This is a genomic window from Microcoleus sp. T3_B1 (assembly GCF_036700445.1).
Taxonomy (GTDB): Bacteria; Cyanobacteriota; Cyanobacteriia; order Cyanobacteriales; family Microcoleaceae; genus Microcoleus.
The window spans coordinates 21393-38819 of the sequence record NZ_JAUBOX010000002.1 but is presented as its reverse complement, the minus strand read 5'-3'; the positions used below and the strand labels follow the sequence as shown (position 1 = coordinate 38819).

At 45.6% G+C, this 17427-nt stretch carries 16 protein-coding genes; 9 read left to right on the top strand and 7 right to left on the bottom strand.

All coding sequences use genetic code 11. The features are described from left to right. Positions 1 to 571 precede the first annotated feature (571 nt). The 3 genes from QT990_RS01555 (at position 572) to QT990_RS01545 (ending at position 2879) form a co-directional block, all read left to right on the top strand. On the top strand, positions 572 to 1285 hold the full coding sequence (locus QT990_RS01555) for a Crp/Fnr family transcriptional regulator (protein WP_333138917.1): 714 nt from the start codon (positions 572 to 574) through the stop codon (positions 1283 to 1285). Positions 1286 to 1375: 90 nt separating this feature from the next. Continuing rightward, positions 1376 to 1873, top strand: coding sequence for a universal stress protein (locus QT990_RS01550; protein WP_333138919.1), 498 nt, complete (start codon positions 1376 to 1378; stop codon positions 1871 to 1873). 250 nt (positions 1874 to 2123) lie between these two features. Beyond that, on the top strand, positions 2124 to 2879 hold the full coding sequence (locus QT990_RS01545) for a DUF2232 domain-containing protein (RefSeq protein WP_333138921.1): 756 nt from the start codon (positions 2124 to 2126) through the stop codon (positions 2877 to 2879). A 353-nt stretch (positions 2880 to 3232) separates the two neighbouring features. Here the strand turns inward: QT990_RS01545 and QT990_RS01540 are convergent, their stop codons facing one another. Continuing rightward, the gene (locus QT990_RS01540) at positions 3233 to 3598 is read right to left on the bottom strand and encodes a hypothetical protein (protein ID WP_333300475.1); all 366 of its coding nucleotides are present in this window, start codon (positions 3596 to 3598) and stop codon (positions 3233 to 3235) included. A 195-nt stretch (positions 3599 to 3793) separates the two neighbouring features. Between QT990_RS01540 and QT990_RS01535 the strand changes: the two genes are divergently transcribed. Beyond that, complete coding sequence (locus tag QT990_RS01535; RefSeq protein WP_333138925.1) at positions 3794 to 5749, top strand: hypothetical protein; 1956 nt, start codon at positions 3794 to 3796, stop codon at positions 5747 to 5749. 7 nt (positions 5750 to 5756) lie between these two features. Here the strand turns inward: QT990_RS01535 and QT990_RS01530 are convergent, their stop codons facing one another. The 3 genes from QT990_RS01530 to QT990_RS01520 form a co-directional block, all read right to left on the bottom strand. Continuing rightward, on the bottom strand, positions 5757 to 6095 hold the full coding sequence (locus QT990_RS01530) for a hypothetical protein (RefSeq protein ID WP_333138927.1): 339 nt from the start codon (positions 6093 to 6095) through the stop codon (positions 5757 to 5759). A gap of 3 nt (positions 6096 to 6098) precedes the next feature. Further along, positions 6099 to 6428: a hypothetical protein gene (locus QT990_RS01525; RefSeq protein ID WP_333138929.1), complete on the bottom strand. Its 330-nt coding sequence runs from the start codon at positions 6426 to 6428 to the stop codon at positions 6099 to 6101. A 130-nt stretch (positions 6429 to 6558) separates the two neighbouring features. Then, entirely contained in the window at positions 6559 to 7737 is a 1179-nt protein-coding gene (locus QT990_RS01520) for a glycosyltransferase family 2 protein (RefSeq protein ID WP_333138931.1), read from the bottom strand. 160 nt (positions 7738 to 7897) lie between these two features. On the opposite strand from QT990_RS01520, the gene QT990_RS01515 reads away from it, so the two are divergent. The 3 genes from QT990_RS01515 to cobT all read left to right on the top strand — a co-directional run bounded on the left by QT990_RS01515 (position 7898) and on the right by cobT (position 10173). Continuing rightward, positions 7898 to 8290, top strand: a complete 393-nt coding sequence (locus QT990_RS01515; protein ID WP_190737183.1) for a transporter — start codon at positions 7898 to 7900, stop codon at positions 8288 to 8290. 400 nt (positions 8291 to 8690) lie between these two features. Next, positions 8691 to 8873, top strand: coding sequence for a hypothetical protein (locus QT990_RS01510; protein WP_333138934.1), 183 nt, complete (start codon positions 8691 to 8693; stop codon positions 8871 to 8873). 193 nt (positions 8874 to 9066) lie between these two features. Further along, positions 9067 to 10173 (top strand): nicotinate mononucleotide-dependent phosphoribosyltransferase CobT, encoded by a 1107-nt coding sequence (cobT, locus tag QT990_RS01505; protein WP_333138936.1) that lies wholly within the window; start codon positions 9067 to 9069, stop codon positions 10171 to 10173. Between the two features lie 282 nt (positions 10174 to 10455). Here the strand turns inward: cobT and QT990_RS01500 are convergent, their stop codons facing one another. Then, positions 10456 to 10854, bottom strand: coding sequence for a hypothetical protein (locus QT990_RS01500; RefSeq protein ID WP_242715966.1), 399 nt, complete (start codon positions 10852 to 10854; stop codon positions 10456 to 10458). A 709-nt stretch (positions 10855 to 11563) separates the two neighbouring features. Between QT990_RS01500 and QT990_RS01495 the strand changes: the two genes are divergently transcribed. Together QT990_RS01495 and QT990_RS01490 are read left to right on the top strand one after the other, a co-directional pair. Further along, positions 11564 to 11740 carry a phycobiliprotein lyase gene (locus QT990_RS01495; protein ID WP_333307539.1) on the top strand — a complete coding sequence of 59 codons (177 nt, stop codon included), beginning with the start codon at positions 11564 to 11566 and terminating at the stop codon, positions 11738 to 11740. After that, on the top strand, positions 11737 to 12846 hold the full coding sequence (locus tag QT990_RS01490; protein ID WP_333138942.1) for an extracellular solute-binding protein: 1110 nt from the start codon (positions 11737 to 11739) through the stop codon (positions 12844 to 12846). Before QT990_RS01495 ends, QT990_RS01490 begins: the two co-directional genes overlap by 4 nt. 344 nt (positions 12847 to 13190) lie before the next feature. Here QT990_RS01490 and QT990_RS01485 read toward each other — a convergent pair whose 3' ends face one another. Together QT990_RS01485 and QT990_RS01480 are read right to left on the bottom strand one after the other, a co-directional pair. Then, a complete protein-coding gene (locus tag QT990_RS01485) occupies positions 13191 to 13721 on the bottom strand; it encodes a hypothetical protein (protein ID WP_333138944.1) in 531 nt (176 codons plus the stop codon). Positions 13722 to 14022: 301 nt separating this feature from the next. Further along, positions 14023 to 17310, bottom strand: a complete 3288-nt coding sequence (locus tag QT990_RS01480) for a PAS domain-containing protein (RefSeq protein WP_333464830.1) — start codon at positions 17308 to 17310, stop codon at positions 14023 to 14025. Positions 17311 to 17427: the final 117 nt, after the last annotated feature.

The following is a 17427-nucleotide window of genomic DNA, read 5'->3' as shown; positions in this document are numbered from 1 at the left end:
CTAGATACTAATGGTACAATAATCTTGGGGTAGCAGAAAAGTTTGCTGGGAAGTGGGTGGGTTTCGCTCGCCAAGAGCGCCAGTCTTTAGGCTCGCAAGGGCTGTGGATTTTGCCGATCGTGCTGACATTTACCAGGTTCTAGGCAGTTGCTCGGATTTGGGAGCTGTCTGCCGTGCTTGCACCCCTTGTGCTCGTGGATTTGGCCTTCTCGACTGCTGGGCTGACTGACAACAAATCTCTCAGCAGTGTTAAACTTGTCTTCGCGAAGTGCTTGTCTTCGGTAATTCGATCGGCTCAGTCGTTTGCCACATTGCTAAAATTTTGTTAATAAAATTTGCTCAGTGGTATATATCTAAAAAATTATGGTATATTCTTTAGTTTCTAGCTCGCAATCAGAGCTTGAGGCCATTAATTCCCATATTGGGCCTTTGACCGCAAAACTTTAGAGGTAAAATTGCCGATTTTAGATCCTTGTTTCTCAAATCTTGAATCTCAAATCGAATGACTCGGCTGCAAGCTATTTCTAACTGCCCAGCGCAGATCAAGCGCGTAAATTAAAATGATGGCCTCATGGAAGACCGCTTTAACACCCGAGATCCGAATTCTAATATAAATCAATTGATAGTTTCTACTCCGTTTTTTGCAGGATTACCCGATCCTGTAATCGAGAGAGCAACTCTCCACATCGTTACCCGCAGTCATCCGTCGAATCAAGTGATTTTACTCGAAAATGACTGGGGAACATCAGTGTATTTTATATTGGATGGTTGGGTGAAAATTCGCACCTACAACCTAGACGGAAAAGAAGTAACACTGAATATTTTAGGGAAAGGAGAATTATTCGGGGAAATGGCCGCGATCGAAGAAGCACCGCGATCGACAGATGTCATCACCCTAGCCCCGACACTGATCGGCAATATGCCATCTCAGGATTTTGTGCAGCTTATTCATACCGAGCCGCTAGCAGGCATTCGCCTAGCTCAACTGATGGCGCGTCGCCTGCGACAAGTCAACCGCCGCCTGCGTTTGCGAGAGTCTGACAGTACCTCGCGAGTAGCAGATATTCTATTATTTTTGGCAGAGGGGCAAGGCAAAAAAATCATGGAAACAGGAGGTACAGAAATACCGAACCTGCCACACAGAGAATTGAGCAGCCTCAGCGGGCTGGCTCGCGAAACAGTAACGCGAGTGCTGAGCAAGCTGGAAAAAAAAGGAACTATTCAGCGCGAACGTGACGTTTTGTGCATTCCCGACCTGCACGCCTTAGAGCGTCTGTTAGTCTAGAAGTATCAGAGTTTGCTTTTATTGAATCTAATTCAAAAGCACTCTCTGTTAACTAACTGATATTAATGATTTCCCGCAGGAGGTAAAGCTGTGAGTTTTAAGAAAATTTTCGCTGCCTTAGATGATTCAGAACTGAGCCACCGCGTCTTCAGTCAAGCTTTAGAATTAGCTCTGAGCGATCGGGCCCAAGTGATGCTATTTAACTGCGTTACTGTCAACACGTTGGGCGAGACGGCAGTGCCAATTCCGGTAGATTTGGGCATGAATGTCGAGTTAATGAATCAAGCTTATCAAGCTCAACGTTTGCGGCTGGAAAGCGAGGAAAAACAGGCTTCGGGCTTGCTCAAAAATTACTGCGACGCCGCAGCAAAACAAGGATTGCAGGTAGAATTTGACTGCAAAAAGGAGGGCGATCCGGGGCATTGTATCTGTGAAGCAGCCGAAAATTGGGGCGCAGATTTAATAGTGTTGGGAAGGCGTGGCCGCACGGGCTTCACAGAAGCTTTCCTCGGCAGCGTCAGCAATTATGTCGTTCACCACGCATCTTGTTCGGTTTTTGTAATCCAGGAAGTCAAAATCGAAAAATAATGCTGCTGAAAATTTAGGCTGAGAAAACCCATCTCAAATAAGACTTGCGTTCGTACCTAAACCCGGTTTCTGCGAGCAATATTAAATTTGGCGGCGGGGCATCCAAACAGTGAAACCGGGAATCAGCCGTATGGGGCGCAAGTCCCCTAAAATCTAAAATCTAAACTCTAAAATCGGAAAATCGGGAATCAGCCGTATCGGGTGCCAGCCCCGTAAAATCTAAAATCTAAAATCTAAAATCTAAAATCGGATGAGTGATTTTTTGTCAGCAGATGCTGCGCCTAATTCGGGTAGTTCACCCAGTACAAATAACGAGCCGGAAACCGCCGATATTTCAGCAATGGCTGGCGATCGTACAAATCCAGATCCTGGGAAGCGCCCCTCTGGGGAAGCGCCTTTAAGGCTGGTAGAAACGGCTTTTTTGGCAAGTACCGCTAGCTTAATTTGGCTGGTAAATTATTACTTTCCGCTGGGGCCTTTGCTGCGGGTTTTTTTCCCGATACCCATCGCCCTGGTTTACTTGCGCTGGGGCAACCGAGCAGCTTGGATGGCAGCTTTGGTATCGGGTTTGCTGCTGTCGGTACTGATGGGCCCGACGCGGAGCATTTTATACGTGATGCCTTTTGGAATTATGGGAGTTGCGCTGGGAGGACTTTGGAGGCGCAAAGCGAGTTGGTCACTCTCTATTAGTGTGGGCGCTCTCATTGGTACTGTCGGCTTCTTTTTTCGGTTTTGGCTGCTGTCAGCGTTGGTGGGTCAAGATCTATGGGTTTACGTAACGGCCCAGGTAACAGAGATGGTGGAATGGGTGTTTGTGAAGCTGGGCTGGCTTAATGTACCGAGTTTGGACACAATTGGGGCGATCGCCGCCGGGATGATTTTAGTTAACAATATTGTCTATTTATTTGTAGTGCATTTAGTAGCTTTGCTGCTATTAGATCGTTTGGGAAATCCAATTCCGCGACCGCCAAGCTGGGTGCAAGTTTTGATCGATTATGAAGAGTAGTTATTAGTCCTTATACCAATTAAATGGGTATAACTAATTATTTTAAAAGGAGTCGCCCTCGCACTTAAAATTTTGAAGAACACGTCCTGGGTGATCGTCTTCCACTTTATAAGCGCGCTCCCTATTAACTTACGCGATTTTACTTATACGGTTCTAATTGAATCCTGACCAACTTGTGAGCCAATATCGAGTTGATTAGTAGCAAGCCATTGTATTTGTGCAGGCACACTAAATATAGCGGGTCTGCGTAAGTCCTGGATTTAACGTATAGCCTTTCTCAGAAAGATGAGGTACTCATGGCCTCCGTGGCCTCCGTGGCCTCCGTGGGCATACCTCACCACGCTTGAGAACCGCTATATCATCATTCCAGCGCTGCTTCCTCCTAGATTTTTCGTTTTTACCGTACTTTTTAAGACGGCTTCAATTTTAGCTTTTGTGCATAGATCCCGCGCTCGCCCCTCTCTTCCCGAAAACCCCTTTTTCCCCGAAGCCCTTATTATTACCAAAAGTGCGATCGCACTTCCCTCAATCATAAATTGGGAGCATCTCATATTTGTAAAAATACTTCTTCTGGCTCCTTCCTTCTTCTGGCTCCTTCCTTCTTCTTCTTTCCTTCTGCCTCTTTCCTTCTGCCTCTTTCCTTCTGCCTCCTGCCTCCTGCCTCCTGCCTCAAAACTCCAATTTCTAGCGGAGGGCTGCAAAGGTGAGATGCTCCCCATAAATTTCTGTCCGGTATCCAATCCGATCAATAGTAATCACCTTTAAATCATCCTTCAGCAACGAACACAAAAAACAGTATATTGACAAAATTCACACAGTCTTCTAAGATGAAAGACGATTCCTAACACACCGCCAAAACTTAACAAATCATCCCTCCACAAGTTAACAATTTAATATAATAGGCTTTGACAGCAATGGTTCCATACCTAATATCATTCTTCTACGGTATTTGCCTGCTTTTATCCCTCATCGGTTGGGGGAAATTCCTCAACCACATTCTGTTTCCCAACCAGCGAACGGACTGGGGACAAAGAGCAGGTTGGGGTCTAGCCTTGAGCCTTATCATTGGCGGTGTATTAAACGCAACTTGGAATATCTCGCCACCCACAATTTTATTTTTTTTAGGTTTGGGACTCATTTATTGTCTAGTAGATTTGATAAATCACAGACAATCAATCGCCAGTAATCTCTCACAGCTATTTCAAGAAAGTCGCAAAGATAAAATAGTCTTAGCAGGCATTGCGACTGTCAGCCTACTGATTTTTATCCAATACGCGGGATGGGTGTATACAGGCAGACTCAACTTTGCCAACATGGTGTATGCTGACGGGTTTAATACCAGCGATGACTACCACGCTTACTTAGTATTTCCCCACAAAATGCTGCAACTCGGTTCTATGGGCCTAGAGCCTTTTAGCGAAAGAAGAATAGTATCTTTGGGGGGACAGTCATTTCTCCATACTTTCATTGTCAGCGTACTTTCTGACACTAATTTAAACATCATAGACCCGGGTTTAGCGCTGATAATTACGATCGGACTAATTATCGGATTTTTCAAAGAACATCCAGCCTCCACTAGACGAGTAATATTTACAATTTTATTTGTCCTATTGATTGCTGTACCCAAGGCAAACACTACAAGTAGTATGCTGCCTGTAGCTTTATTTTTAAGTTTGTTTAGAACCATTGACACCAAAGAAATAGACTGCAACTCTTGGGTTTCCAATGCTTGTATTATTGCTTTAATCTCCGCCGCAATTTGTACGTTAAAATCTTCTCTAATTCCAGCCTCGGCTATTGTATTGGCAGTTAGCTACCTTTGCTATTTTATTAGCTCAAAGACCCAACAAAAAGTTGTTTGGGAATTCGCGCTGGCGACAGTATTAGTAGGAATATTTCTCCTACCTTGGATGATTTCTTTGTATCAATCTTCAGGTACTTTATTGTATCCTCTTTTGGGAAAAGGCTATCACGCCTCCGCCTACGGCATTACTTTCAAATCAGGTTCGACACTCTTGGGAACTGTTAAAACAGCCATCGCAGCATTCAGAGGTATTTACGTTTTTATACTGATATTGCTCGGCTGCTTGAGCTTAAGTATCCGACCTCTGAAATTGGCTAATTTACCAGCAGAATCCTCGTTCTCGAACCGCCAAGCACCTTTATCTATGACAGTTGCAGCGCTAGTGGCAACTGTTGTTGTAGGGGTGCTTACCGAAAATGCCGACCCTTTTCGCTATTCATTCTCTCACCTGTTTCCGGCAATTATCATATTAATTATGATTGCCATGACGGATACAGGAGTGTTAAATACAAACGGGATTCCTAACTTTTTTATTGCCGCTGTATTTTGTGCAGGTCTTACAATCAGCTACGATTGGGAGATCACTAAAAATACTTATTCAGCTTATGTGAAAAATATTAAATTCGGACTAACGAATCCATCTTTAGTTTCAGCTAAGCAAAAGTTGCAGTATGCAGCGCTGCAACAGTCTATTCCCCAGGGAGAAACAGTTTTAACCAGGCTAGATACACCTTTTATCCTCGATTTTAAACGCAATCAAATTCTCCTAGCTGACTGGCCCGGAGGAGCAAGTTTGCCTCCCGGAATGCCTGTCTTCAAAGGCGATGAAGCTTTAGCGAACTATTTAGTTTCAAAATCTATTCGATACATAGCTTATTCGTCTTGGAGTCTCAATCATCCGCCAAATGTAGATACTTCAGCGCCTGGATTGTCATCTTGGTTTAGACTGCAATCACAACTTGCTCACGACTTTCGGGATAACGTGCAACAACTAGCAAAAACGAGAAAGAAGCTTTATGCAGACGGAGAAAATTTTGTGCTGGATTTGGGAGTTCAGCGTAAGTAGCAAATATTTAGATGACATAAAAGAGCAGATTAGATATCAAACCGAAAAGCCGGAAATGTTTGGTAGAAATTCGAGCATCTGCTGGCAGTATCTTTAACACATCTTTCTCAGATAAAAGGTTGAGATTTTCCTCTTGGGCGAAAAAGTGTTGACCGAGCAATTTCAGCAACGCTCGAAACCAAGAGGGGGGCAGCCAATGTATGAGGGGAACAGCAGTGTGGAATTCTACGGGATACCACCGGTTGGGAGTTGTGATGCAGCAAGTTTTGCCGACGCGGCAAAGTTCCCGAACAAAAGCTTGTTGCTGAGTCCGACTCCCGACGTGTTCGATTACGGCAAAACTCACGACTCAATTAAAACTTTTGTCGGGAAATGGCAAGCTTAATCCATCAGAACGGACGTATTTTAAACCTGGATATTCTTCTTCTAAAAACACAGCATCTTCCATACCGACTGCGGTGATTTTGTCCTTATGCGGATAAAGTTTCTCAAAGAAATTGCAGTCTTCGCGGCGGTCGGAAGTTACTCCTACATCCAACACCGTTGTGTCGGCGCTGGGATGGGCTAATCCCATGAGCAAATCGAACATTTTTTGGCGGGCGTACAAAGATAGTTTAGTTGCGAAACCGCCTAGCTTGGGGCCAACATACTCGCTGGAGTTGTTTTCAGTTAGTGTCATATAATTTTAGCTTTGAGATGAACTGACAACCTGGTTGAAGCCCGATTGTTCGCGCTCGATTTAACACAGCATTTGGGCAATTTAAATCATCTTTCGTGAAATTTATAACAAAACTGTACTTTTAAGTGTTTTACCTGCGCTTCAACCCCAGCACGCTGAGAAAAAAGCTCGACAAAACCATCTGCAAACCGACAGTCAGGCAAGTGAGCGAGGGAATAACCAAACGCAGAGTTTTAGAAGGGTCGAGAGAACCAAAAGCAGTTTCACTCCAGATAGTTAATGACAAGAACGAGCCAACTATTCCGATTAATATCAGTGTGACTCCGAAAATCAATCCTGTCTCTAGGGTGACATAGCGAAATATTTTGTTGAGTTTGGGGTCTTCGGGCAGCAGTTTTTCACTGATGGCGAAAACTTTGGTGAAGAAAGCGAAAGTTACTGCTTGAAAACCGATGATAATTGCGATCGCAGCATACAGCAGTGTATGCACGTCAAAGCTGATACTCCCGATATTTTGAGTACCGGGCAACAGCCAAATGCCAACTATTATACCCACAATCATCAGGAAAGCACCCGGATACAAGAACAGCCATCGGGGACTGTAAAGCAACAGAAATCGCAAGTGCCGCCAGCCATCTCGCCAAGTTCGCAGGTGCGGCGGACGGCTGCGGCCATCGGGAGAGAGTACGGTGGGGACTTCTGTGATTCGCAACTTGTACAGAGAGGCTTTGACGACCATTTCGCTGGCAAATTCCATCCCCGTTGTTTGCAAGTCGAGTTTCAAAATTGAGTCTCTCCTGAAACCCCGCAATCCGCAGTGAAAGTCCCCGGCGGGACTGGAGAAGAATAGCTGCCCCACCCAAGTAAGTACCGGATTTCCTAAGTATTTGTGCAGTGGTGGCATTGCCCCCGGTTTGATGCCGCCTTGAAAGCGGTTTCCCATCACTAAATCGCACCCTCCCCGCAATTTTTCGACAAAAGCGCCGAGACTAGAAAAGTCGTAGCTGTCGTCAGCGTCGCCCATGATAATATAGAGTCCGCGCGCTGCGATTATGCCTCCCATCAGGGCGCTGCCGTAGCCTTTGGCTGCTACGGGTACGACTCGCGCCCCCATTCTGGTAGCGATATCTTGAGAACCGTCAGTGCTGCCGTTGTCTGCTATGATGACCTCGCCGGCAATATCAAGTTCGCGCAGGGACTTCTGCGCTTTCTGGATACAGATTTCTAAAGTTTCTGCCTCGTTCAGGCAAGGCATGAGTATCGATAATTCGAGAGTGTATTCCCCGCTGGCGTTGGTCTGTTCTGCCATATGTTTGTTCTACTGTTGCTGGCGATCGACAATACTTGCATTTCCAGTATGTATGTTTAAAATATGGGTAGCGAACAAAACTCAATAAAACTTAATCAAAGCTGTTTAGGAGAGTTTGTTCCGGGCCATTCTCGATCTGTAGTATTATCTTGGTGAACTCATGAATAGAGGCGTTTTTCTGGTTTTGCTTGCTGCCATTTTGTGCAGCGTCCTGGGTCAATTTACTCTGAAGGCTGGAGCAAAAGTTTTAGGGCCCATCGGCGCTGCTAATTTAGTTGAAAAAGTTATAGCAATGGCTACTCAGCCTTTGATAATAGCAGGTCTTTCTCTGTACGCAATTTCTTCGATCGGTTTTATCGTAGTTTTGTCCCGCGCTAACATTAGCATAGTCTCGCCTTTACTGTCAATCAGTTACCTGTTTACTGTTTTGGGCGGCAAAATTGTATTTAACGAGCCGTTGCCACCGCTGCGGTTAGTAGGCGTGGCGCTAATTATGACGGGAGTAATTTTTGTACTCAGAGGTCAAGCAGGGGGTGCGCCAGGGGGCAGTTAGCGAGCCCTTTTAAGATTGACGCTTGAGTGCTGAATTGATAACTTAACTAAAAGGGTGCGTCTGAATGTTCTGTTATTAGATAGAGCCCAGGACTTACAACTTGTGGGCGAATCTTTTGAAAAATATAGAAAATGCAACTCTAGACAGGATTTGTGCAGGTACACTATATTTCTGCCTGCACAAATACGAAGGCTACTAATTGACACAATATGGCCTCACAAGTTGGTGAGGATTTAATTAAAACCGTATAAGTACGATCGCGGAAGTTTACAGAGATCGCGAGCGGCGAGTGAAAGACGATCGCGCCTGCGTCACCCTTAAAAATTTTAAGTACGACGGCGAGGAGAACTAAAATAATTAGTTAACTATCGCGTAAAATATGTAAATATCTCCTTTAACCATGATTATTGCCAATATTTACGCTCCCAGTCAAACCAACTACGGATTAACCGATTTCTACCATTTTTACATGAAGTTGCATACAAGAAAGATTCTGTTGAGAGGGCATCCCGATGGCAGCCAACTTCATAGGGCGATCGCCGTAAGTGCACAGGAGCAACAACTAAAAACCAGTCGAACCTAAGCTTTAAGGATCGGTTGCAAATGTTGTGGGGGCTCATAAACAGGACACATCATATCACGTCCGCTAGTACCGGGCTTGATATAAGGGGTAAGGGGTCAGGGATAATGGGCAAACGAATAACTAAAAACCAACAACTAAGAACTAACAAATAACTAATAATTAATTCCCAATTCCCATGACTAATGACTAATTTATGATTCATATTTATACCGAAATAGAACAGGGGCAGCGGTGGCTCGATCGCTATCGGGGACAAAAACCGATATTTGCCTGCGTGTTAGGATTTACCGCGACAGGCTTAATTCCGGGGATTTCAGCAGCAGGAGCAACCCCGCACGATCGACAATTTACTTGTTTAGCCGATGCAGAATTTTTGTATAACGGCCCCCAACCGTCGCCCCAATATCCTTTGCCGCCCCTAGAAGCGGGTGCCTCGCCGGTACTGATATCTCGCGCTGTAGTCGAAGCTTTGGAACTTCCCCTTTACCTATTTAATGCTGGTTTGCCCCTCCCACCTACCGTACCTGCAATTGATTTGGGCGGCACTCCGGCAAAGTGTCTGATTTCTGGGAATGCTTTAGAACTCGAAACAGTCAAACATTTGCTCGAACAAGGATTAATTTGGGGAGCTAAATTGGCTGCTCAAACTAATGGCAGCTATTTAATTTTAGGGGAGTGCGTAGTTGGGGGAACGACTACTGCTTTGGGCGTGTTAATGGGTTTGGGTATTGCAGCGGCGGGCAAAGTGAATAGTTCTCATCCTCGCTGCAATCACGCTCAAAAATTGGCTGCGGTGACAGCGGGACTCAATAATGCTGAGTGGGAAATTAACGGACAAAACAGCACTCCCCTGGAATTGGTAGCGGCGGTGGGCGATCCGATGCAAATAGCGGTGGCGGCAATGGCGATCGCCGCGAGTCGGACTTGCGGGGTGCTTCTGGCCGGGGGTACGCAAATGCTGGCAGTGTACGCTTTGATGCAAGCCTTAGCCCGTGAATATGCTCTACTATGGCGTCCCGAACAAGTCGCGGTGGGGACTACGCGCTGGGTGGCCGAAGACCCTACAGGAGACACTGTAGGACTTGCTAATGATATCGGCGGTGTGCCTCTGTTGGCCGCGCAGCTAAGTTTTGCTGGATCTCGCTACGGGCAACTGCAAGCTTACGATCGCGGCTATGTTAAAGAAGGGGTCGGTGCGGGAGCCTGTGCGATCGCCAGTGGCTTGGCTGCAAATTGGACTCCCACTCAACTCCTCCACGCTGTTGAAGCTTTAGCCTCGCGCTGTGACATTAAACATTAAGTAGATAGTTATAAGAATCGATGCCAGATTTGTGAACTTCTCTCTTTCTTCTCTTTCTTCTCTCTCTCTGCGTCCTCTGCGCCCTCTGCGGTTTGTAAAAAAATCTTGTCCACCAAAGAAATAGCCTTCCTATTTCTACACAATATCTCCCTTTCATGCAGTATTCCCCTTGCTAATTGGGGGAGATAAAAAACTCTATGCAATGAATCTATAAGTAGACGAGCATAAATCAACGCAATTTGTATTTTTTTTGAATTACTACCCGATCCCCGCTAGCAATATTTAATTAGGCCCGCCTAGATGTTGCGAGTGCATTCTTTTGGAGAGCAACTGTTCTTCCAAGGCGGCAATTCGATTGTAAGCTGCTGTTAGCTGAGCAGTTAAGCGCTGGATTTGAATCTCAGCGCTCAGCTCTTTTTCCAGGCTTTGAGAGTTCTTGTCGAAGTAGCTGTCATCTAACAGTATGTCTTTGTGTTCGAGGAGGCCATCGAGACTGCTGTAGCTTTGATAGGGCGAGGTTTGGTCATTTCCTAGCGTTCCAGAGCGATCGTTTCTCTGTTGCTGGGTCAGCTTCGTCTCCTTGGCCGACTCCAAGAGCTTTTCATTGAGGTTTTCTATGAGTTTGTAGAGGGCCTCGACTTGTTGGCTCAATACTGTAACTTGCTGGCGGAGCGCTTCCATACAATCATCCTTTGGCTCGTAACTTAATATCTTTACATTTTAGGTAAATCTTTACATAACTTGGATTTATCACTAAATTATTTAATTTTTGACTTAATTGTTGTGTTCCCAATCCTGACGGTAGATTTAGGGAGCCAGCTTGAAGATAATCGATCGGCATTCGTGGGTCGATTGTAGATTTTAGATTTTAGGTTTTAGATAGTCTTGGACACAGGAACCGGGTTGGTTAACCCCCATACTTCGTTCAAACCTTCAATCAGAGTTAAAACGTCGGGTTTCTGAGAGTCGGATCGCAGAGCGTCCTATTAGATTGACTTCGCTCTCGCCAGTGCTTTCAGGATTCAGATGAGTGGATTTTTAGTTTTTTTAGTTATTAAGCTGTCGCCGATTTAAAAAGGATTTTTTACTTCGGTTGTGTAAAAAGCTTCCTCCAACGGCAGATGGCAGCGCTCTCGTTGTTTCGTTATATTAAAAAATGTAACACAGATGCAGTAGATCGACCCGGCTGGCGAGCAAAACTGGCTCAAAGGAACTTGCAGCACAGAAATTAGGCGTTAAGTTGACGGAGTTTTCGGCATCGGAAAGCTCGATCGACCAGGTAGAAGGTAAAATCAGGGCAAGAGCCAATCGATTTGAGATTTTAGATTTTAGATTTTAGAATTGAAGCATTGAAGCATTGACCCCACGGATAAATTCGGGGGCTTGTATCGTGGATGCTTTCGGTCAAACAGACTCTCTTCGCAGCAGAACCGAGTACAATGGCTCTGTGTTTGAAAAAGAAATAAGACAAATCGGCGCCAACTACCGGACTCGACAAACAATTATTTCCCCGGCTGTAGAACACAAAACGATCGGTCAATATTTAGAAAAGCGGATTGACAGGTGAAACGAAGGTCTTTGCTATTGGGGGCCGCCACCCTAACTTTAAGTCAATTGGCGGCAGGGTGCGACTCGAAGCCCATTCTCAAAATTCGATCGCTCAAAAACGGTATTCCGGCCCAACTGGTAAGCAAATTTAGCCGCGATGTACAACCGTCTCCGCTTTTGCAGGTAACGCAAGAAGGACAATTAAAAGAATTATTCGCCCTGTTGCAGGAGTGGAAACGGGTTCCCGAATCAAAAAATCAAGCTAACTTGGTGATGTTGGGAGATTACTGGCTGACTTTGGCAATTAGGCAAAAATTGATTAAGCCGATCGATCCTGGTAAGTTTGCTAATTGGTCACAATTGCCCGAAAGATGGCAAAAACTCGTCAGGCGCAACGACGAGGGTAAATTAGATCCTCAAGGTAAAGTGTGGGCTGCACCTTACCGCTGGGGAAGTACGGTAATTGCCTATCGAACCGACAAATTTAAGGCTTTGGGGTGGACTCCGACAGATTGGAAAGACTTGTGGCGAGTCGAATTGCGCGATCGAATTTCTCTGCCGGACAGTGCCAGAGAAGTTATCGGTTTAACATTAAAAAAACTAGGGAAATCTTACAATACGCAGCAATTAGATAAAATCCCAAATCTTAAAAAAGAACTCGCAAATCTGCACCAACAAGTTAAATTTTATAGTTCGGACGCTTACCTGCAACCATTAATTTTAGGCGATACTTGGTTGGCAGTAGGTTCCTCTGGGGACTTGCTGCCGCTGCTGCAAACTCAAAAGGATATTGCTTTAGTAGTTCCGGTTTCGGGAACTGCACTTTGGACAGATTTGTGGGTACAACCAGCATCAGGGAATCCAGTTTCTTTAGTGGAAAAATGGATTGATTTTTGCTTACAACCTCGGGTTGCTCCTCAATTATCTTTGCTGGCTAAGGCTAGTTCGCCGATAATTGTCGGCATGAAACCCGAAGATTTGCCGGAAGCTGTTCGCACTAATTCTGTGTTGTTGCCGGATGCTAAGATTCTTGCTGCTAGCGACTTTCTGCTGCCTTTTGGGGATGCGGGGATTGCCCAATATCGATCGCTGTGGCAAGAAATTCGGCAAGTAGTGAAAAGTTAAATTACAGTCATCCCGCGAGCCCGCCAGGGGTTGAAACCCCTGTCTAATAGCTAAAGTCCTCTCAAAGAGGACTGAAGAACTCATCTCATTTCCGGTTACACTCATACATGATGTTGACTGTTGAGAGTTGACTGTTGACGCCGTGAACAGTCAACCGTCAACGCCGTGAACACTGAACTGGAATTTACTATTCCGATGCTAACGGATTTGATATCATTAGTCGTCTTCAGACGACTTTAGCTTTGAGGCAGGGGTTTCAACCCTTGCCGGACTATGGGTTTGACCTGGTTGTTGACACTCCCAAAGGCACGGCGCCGTGTCCTAACTCTTGTAGGGACACTAATCTAAAATCCTTTCACCCTTCCTCGAATACCCGGATTTGAGAGAGATTCTAAATCAATCCGACAGTTAAGCCGATCGCCCTTGCACGAATAAACTGCCAAAGCAGTGCCTTGACGGTTGCAAACTCGCACATTGTAACCATAATCGTTGGCGACAGTGCCAAAGCGGTTGACAAATTGATAGCGTTCCATATAATCGAGCAAACTCCAAAGTTGGCGGTTGACGATGAGAATTACCCAAGTATTGCCGGGATCGACAAACCAGCGATCGAGCAATTTTCCGCCAAACTGTTTTTGAGCTAACCACAGACTCGGCACGCTTTTTTCGGTTTGCGAAAGCGGGGGCGACGGCAAATTAGCAGCGTTGCCAGTCGGGCAAGCCGGCTGCTGGGAAAAAGCCGCAGATTGTCCCCACAGCAAGGCTCCGAGGCACGCAGAACAGGCGATCGGGAACAAAAATAAACTTTTTGTCAAAATGCCATGCCTGCGGGGAGAAACTTGATTTTCGTGGCGCATTTTGGGGTAATTCATCATATTCATCATATTATTAGACAAGATTGCATAAATCATTCATTGATACAGAAACCGCAGATGTAAGGCAGATAAACACGGATAAACGCAGATAATTTTAAATTACTCGTTACTAGGCTCCAGCCTAGTAATGCAGATCCGGAGGCTCTGCCTCCATGTTTCCAACCGAGGCAGAGCCTCTAGATTTATGTTCCCAGGCTGGAGCCTGGAAGTTAATTTTATTATTCTTCAGTCCGCGGAGGCGGACATTGTTTGTATAGTAGCGGTTTCAACCGCCGACTCTTCTCTTATTTCTGCAAAATTATTAAAATTCCGATCGCTTAAACAATGAAGCAGGCAGACACACAGCAAAAGTAGAGCCGCAATCTAACTCGCTAGTAACTTCAATATCGCCACCCATCATCTGACAAAAACGCTGACTGATAGTCAGTCCCAAACCAGTACCCCCGTACTTGCGAGTAGTTGAATCGTCAGCTTGAGTAAAAGGTTGGAACAGTCGCTCTTGCTGTTCTGGTGTCATGCCGATGCCCGTGTCCGTCACTCGGAAAATTAAAAAATCTGCATCCAAAATTAACAATTGAGCAACTCTCGGTTGATATTTATTTTTTAATTCTTCACTGGTAATTCTTTCGACAGTAAGCACGATCGCCCCATTAGCAGAAAATTTAGCAGCATTGCTGAGCAAATTCAGCATTACCTGCCGCACTTTCATCAAATCGCCGTGCATCGCGCCGATATTGTCAGAACTCAATACTTGCAAAGTATTGCCGTTTTTATCCATTAGCGGTTTGATAGTTGTTACCACCTCCTCGATTAAACCTCCAACATCGAAGCTTTCGAGGTAAATCTCCATCTTGTCAGCTTCAATTTTGGAAATGTCGAGAATGTCCTCTATCAGGCGCAGCAAGTGTTTGCCAGCAGTGCGAATTTTGTCTAAGTCCGAGACTACCTGTAAGTGGCCTAACTCTTCGGCATCTTCCACCAGCATATCGCTGTAGCCGATAATCGCGTTCAGGGGAGTGCGTAACTCGTGGCTCATGTTTGCCAGAAAAGCACTCTTGGCGCGGTTGGCGAGTTCTGCGGCTTCTTTAGCCAACTGCCATGCTTCCTCCGCGTCTTTGCGTTCGGTGATATCCCGCAGTGTCGCCACCACGGCTTCGACGCTGCCGTCTGTCGCACAAACCGGGCTGAGAATGTACTCGTAGTCGCGGGTTCCCCAGCTTGCGGTGGGGACAATTACTTCGCCTTTCACGGGCTCGGCTGTGGCAAATATGCCGTGGCATTCTTGGTGAACCCGCTGCATAATTGTTGGCGACCAGCCTAATTCCTGCCAGGTTTTGCCAATCATTTGTCTGGGGTTCATGCCGGCAGCTTGAGCGGCGGTGCGGCTGACATAGGTGTATTTTCCCGATCGATCTACTAGAAAAATTAGGTCAAGAGAAGCGCCGAGAATGCCGTCAACAGTTCTGGCGTGTCGGGCTACTTGAGCCGTCATTTGTCTGACAGTGATGGCGCCGCGGACTCTGGCGGCCAGTTCAAACCGCAAGAGTTCGTTGGCTTGTTTGAGGAATAGGGTGCGCTGTTCGACTTCTATTTCTAGTTCTGCTTTGGCTTTTTCTAGGGTGACTTCGGCAAGTTTGCGATCGCTCACATCTGTAGAAATTGTACCGACTGCATAAGCTTTACCTTCGGAGTTGCAGAGGGGAAATTTCAGAGAAATATAAGTGTGCGGGCCGTCGTCTTGAGGGATGATTTCTTCGAGGGTTAGGGGCGAGGAGGATTCGAGAACTTTCAGGTCATTTTCTCGCAGGGCTGCTGAAGAGTCTTGGGGAAAAATATCGCCGTCGGTTTTCCCTGTTATTTGCTCTTTTGCGATGTCAAACAAATTGTCAAAATGGCGGTTTGTGAGCAGGTATTTTCCGTCAAGGTCTTTTATGTAAATTACTGCTGTTGAGTTGTCTAAAATCGCTTGCAGCAGTGCTTCGCTCTTTCGCAGGGCTTTTTGAGTGTTTTGGCGATCGAGTATTTCTGGCTGCAATTCCCAGTTGAGGCGATTTAAGTCTTGCCAAGCTTCCTGGACTAGATTTAAGGCGATCGCGCTTTTTTCTAGTTCTGTATTTTCTGTATTTACCTGTCGCGACTGGTTTGAGACGGAGTTTTCGGGCAATTCTAGGGGTTGGAAAGCGAGCGGGATGTGGGGATTTGCGATCGGGCGTTGGCGAAGCCCTCGAAGAGGATCGCCCGCCAATTTTTTATTATATCGAAAATCTACGGCTAATTGACCATCTAAACTCGATTTTTTGGGAAATAAATCGGGGAATTCGCCGAAATTTAAATTGTCATAAATTATATCAAATGTCCGCGATCGCTGCGGCAGTTCGGCGCTGGAGTTAAATGCCCAATTCCCGTCTGATGTTGATAAATCTGAGTTAGCGGGTTTAGCAATCCGGCGAGTGACGGCAACTCCCAAGGCGAAGGGGACAAGGGCAGCCGCAGACATTGCCAGCAGCCAGTTGTTGCCCCACCAAGTTTCGATCGAGGTTGTGGGGATGCCCCGCACTAAAATTACAGCGGGTTTTCCGGCTAGATTATTCAGGGATTTTGCTGCTACTGTATAAGCCTGATTCCCTATTTTTATTTGCTGAGCAACTGCTTTCCCATCGGCGGCGCGTGCAGAGATCAGTAGCGATCTGTCCATCCACTGTAAGTCGGGCAACCGTTGATTTTTCGTAACACTTTGTCCACTTACCAAGACATATTTGCCCTCATTAAGCGGTGCATAAATAGCGTAAAATCCGAGTGAATGGACTATTTCGCTACTGGCAACCATCGGGATTTGGCTCAGATTTGTTCCTAAAAATAAAGCAGCAATAACAGTCTGATTTTTGGGATGTTTTACGGGAATTTCTGAGTAATTCACAAGGACACGTTCGCTCAATCCCGTTTGCAAAGTTGGCAATTGTTTCTGATTTTCCGATTTAGCCAGAATTTTGCTGGGCGTAATTTGCTCTTTTTTTGCTAATACTTGATAGGCTAGGTTGCGAGGATTAAAACTTTGTCCCTCTTGGTTGAGATTAACGCTAACAATTATCTTCCCATCTTTCCCCACTAAAGCTGCATTGTGTATTGCTCCTGTTTTGACTTGATTTTCTAGAATTTGCTTGACAGATTTTTGCAAATATGATAATTTTTTGCCGCTGTTGTAAGCTAAGGCTGTTTGGGCGATGGTTTTGCTGTCAGAGGAGTTTTGCAAACGGTCGGCGGCGCGATCGAGTTTGAGATTATAGTTAATTTCACTAACAACTAATTCTGATTTAGCTTGATTTTGCCCTTGGATCAGTCCCGCTGTCAATATCATCCAAAGCGCCGCTCCTGCAAGTCCCAGTGGCAAGATTATTGGTACAACTAGGAGTCCAATTAGTTGTTTGCGGGTGAGAGACAAATTGTAAGTGCAAGGCATGACAACTGCTGCAAATCTGTCGGAACTTACTGCTGTAGTTGGCTGCGGACAATCTGACTGGAGGTTGTTTAAGTGAGTCTGAGCCATAGGAGTAGATGCTAAATCGGTAGTAGATGCGGGCTGCCCATTCATATAAACGATCAGAATTTTACTGTTTGAATTCTGCTGAGTCAGATTTTGTTATTTAGTTATTAGTATGCTGTCGGATGTTCTTGAAAGCCTGTTGGCAGTATTGATCCCCAAAAACAG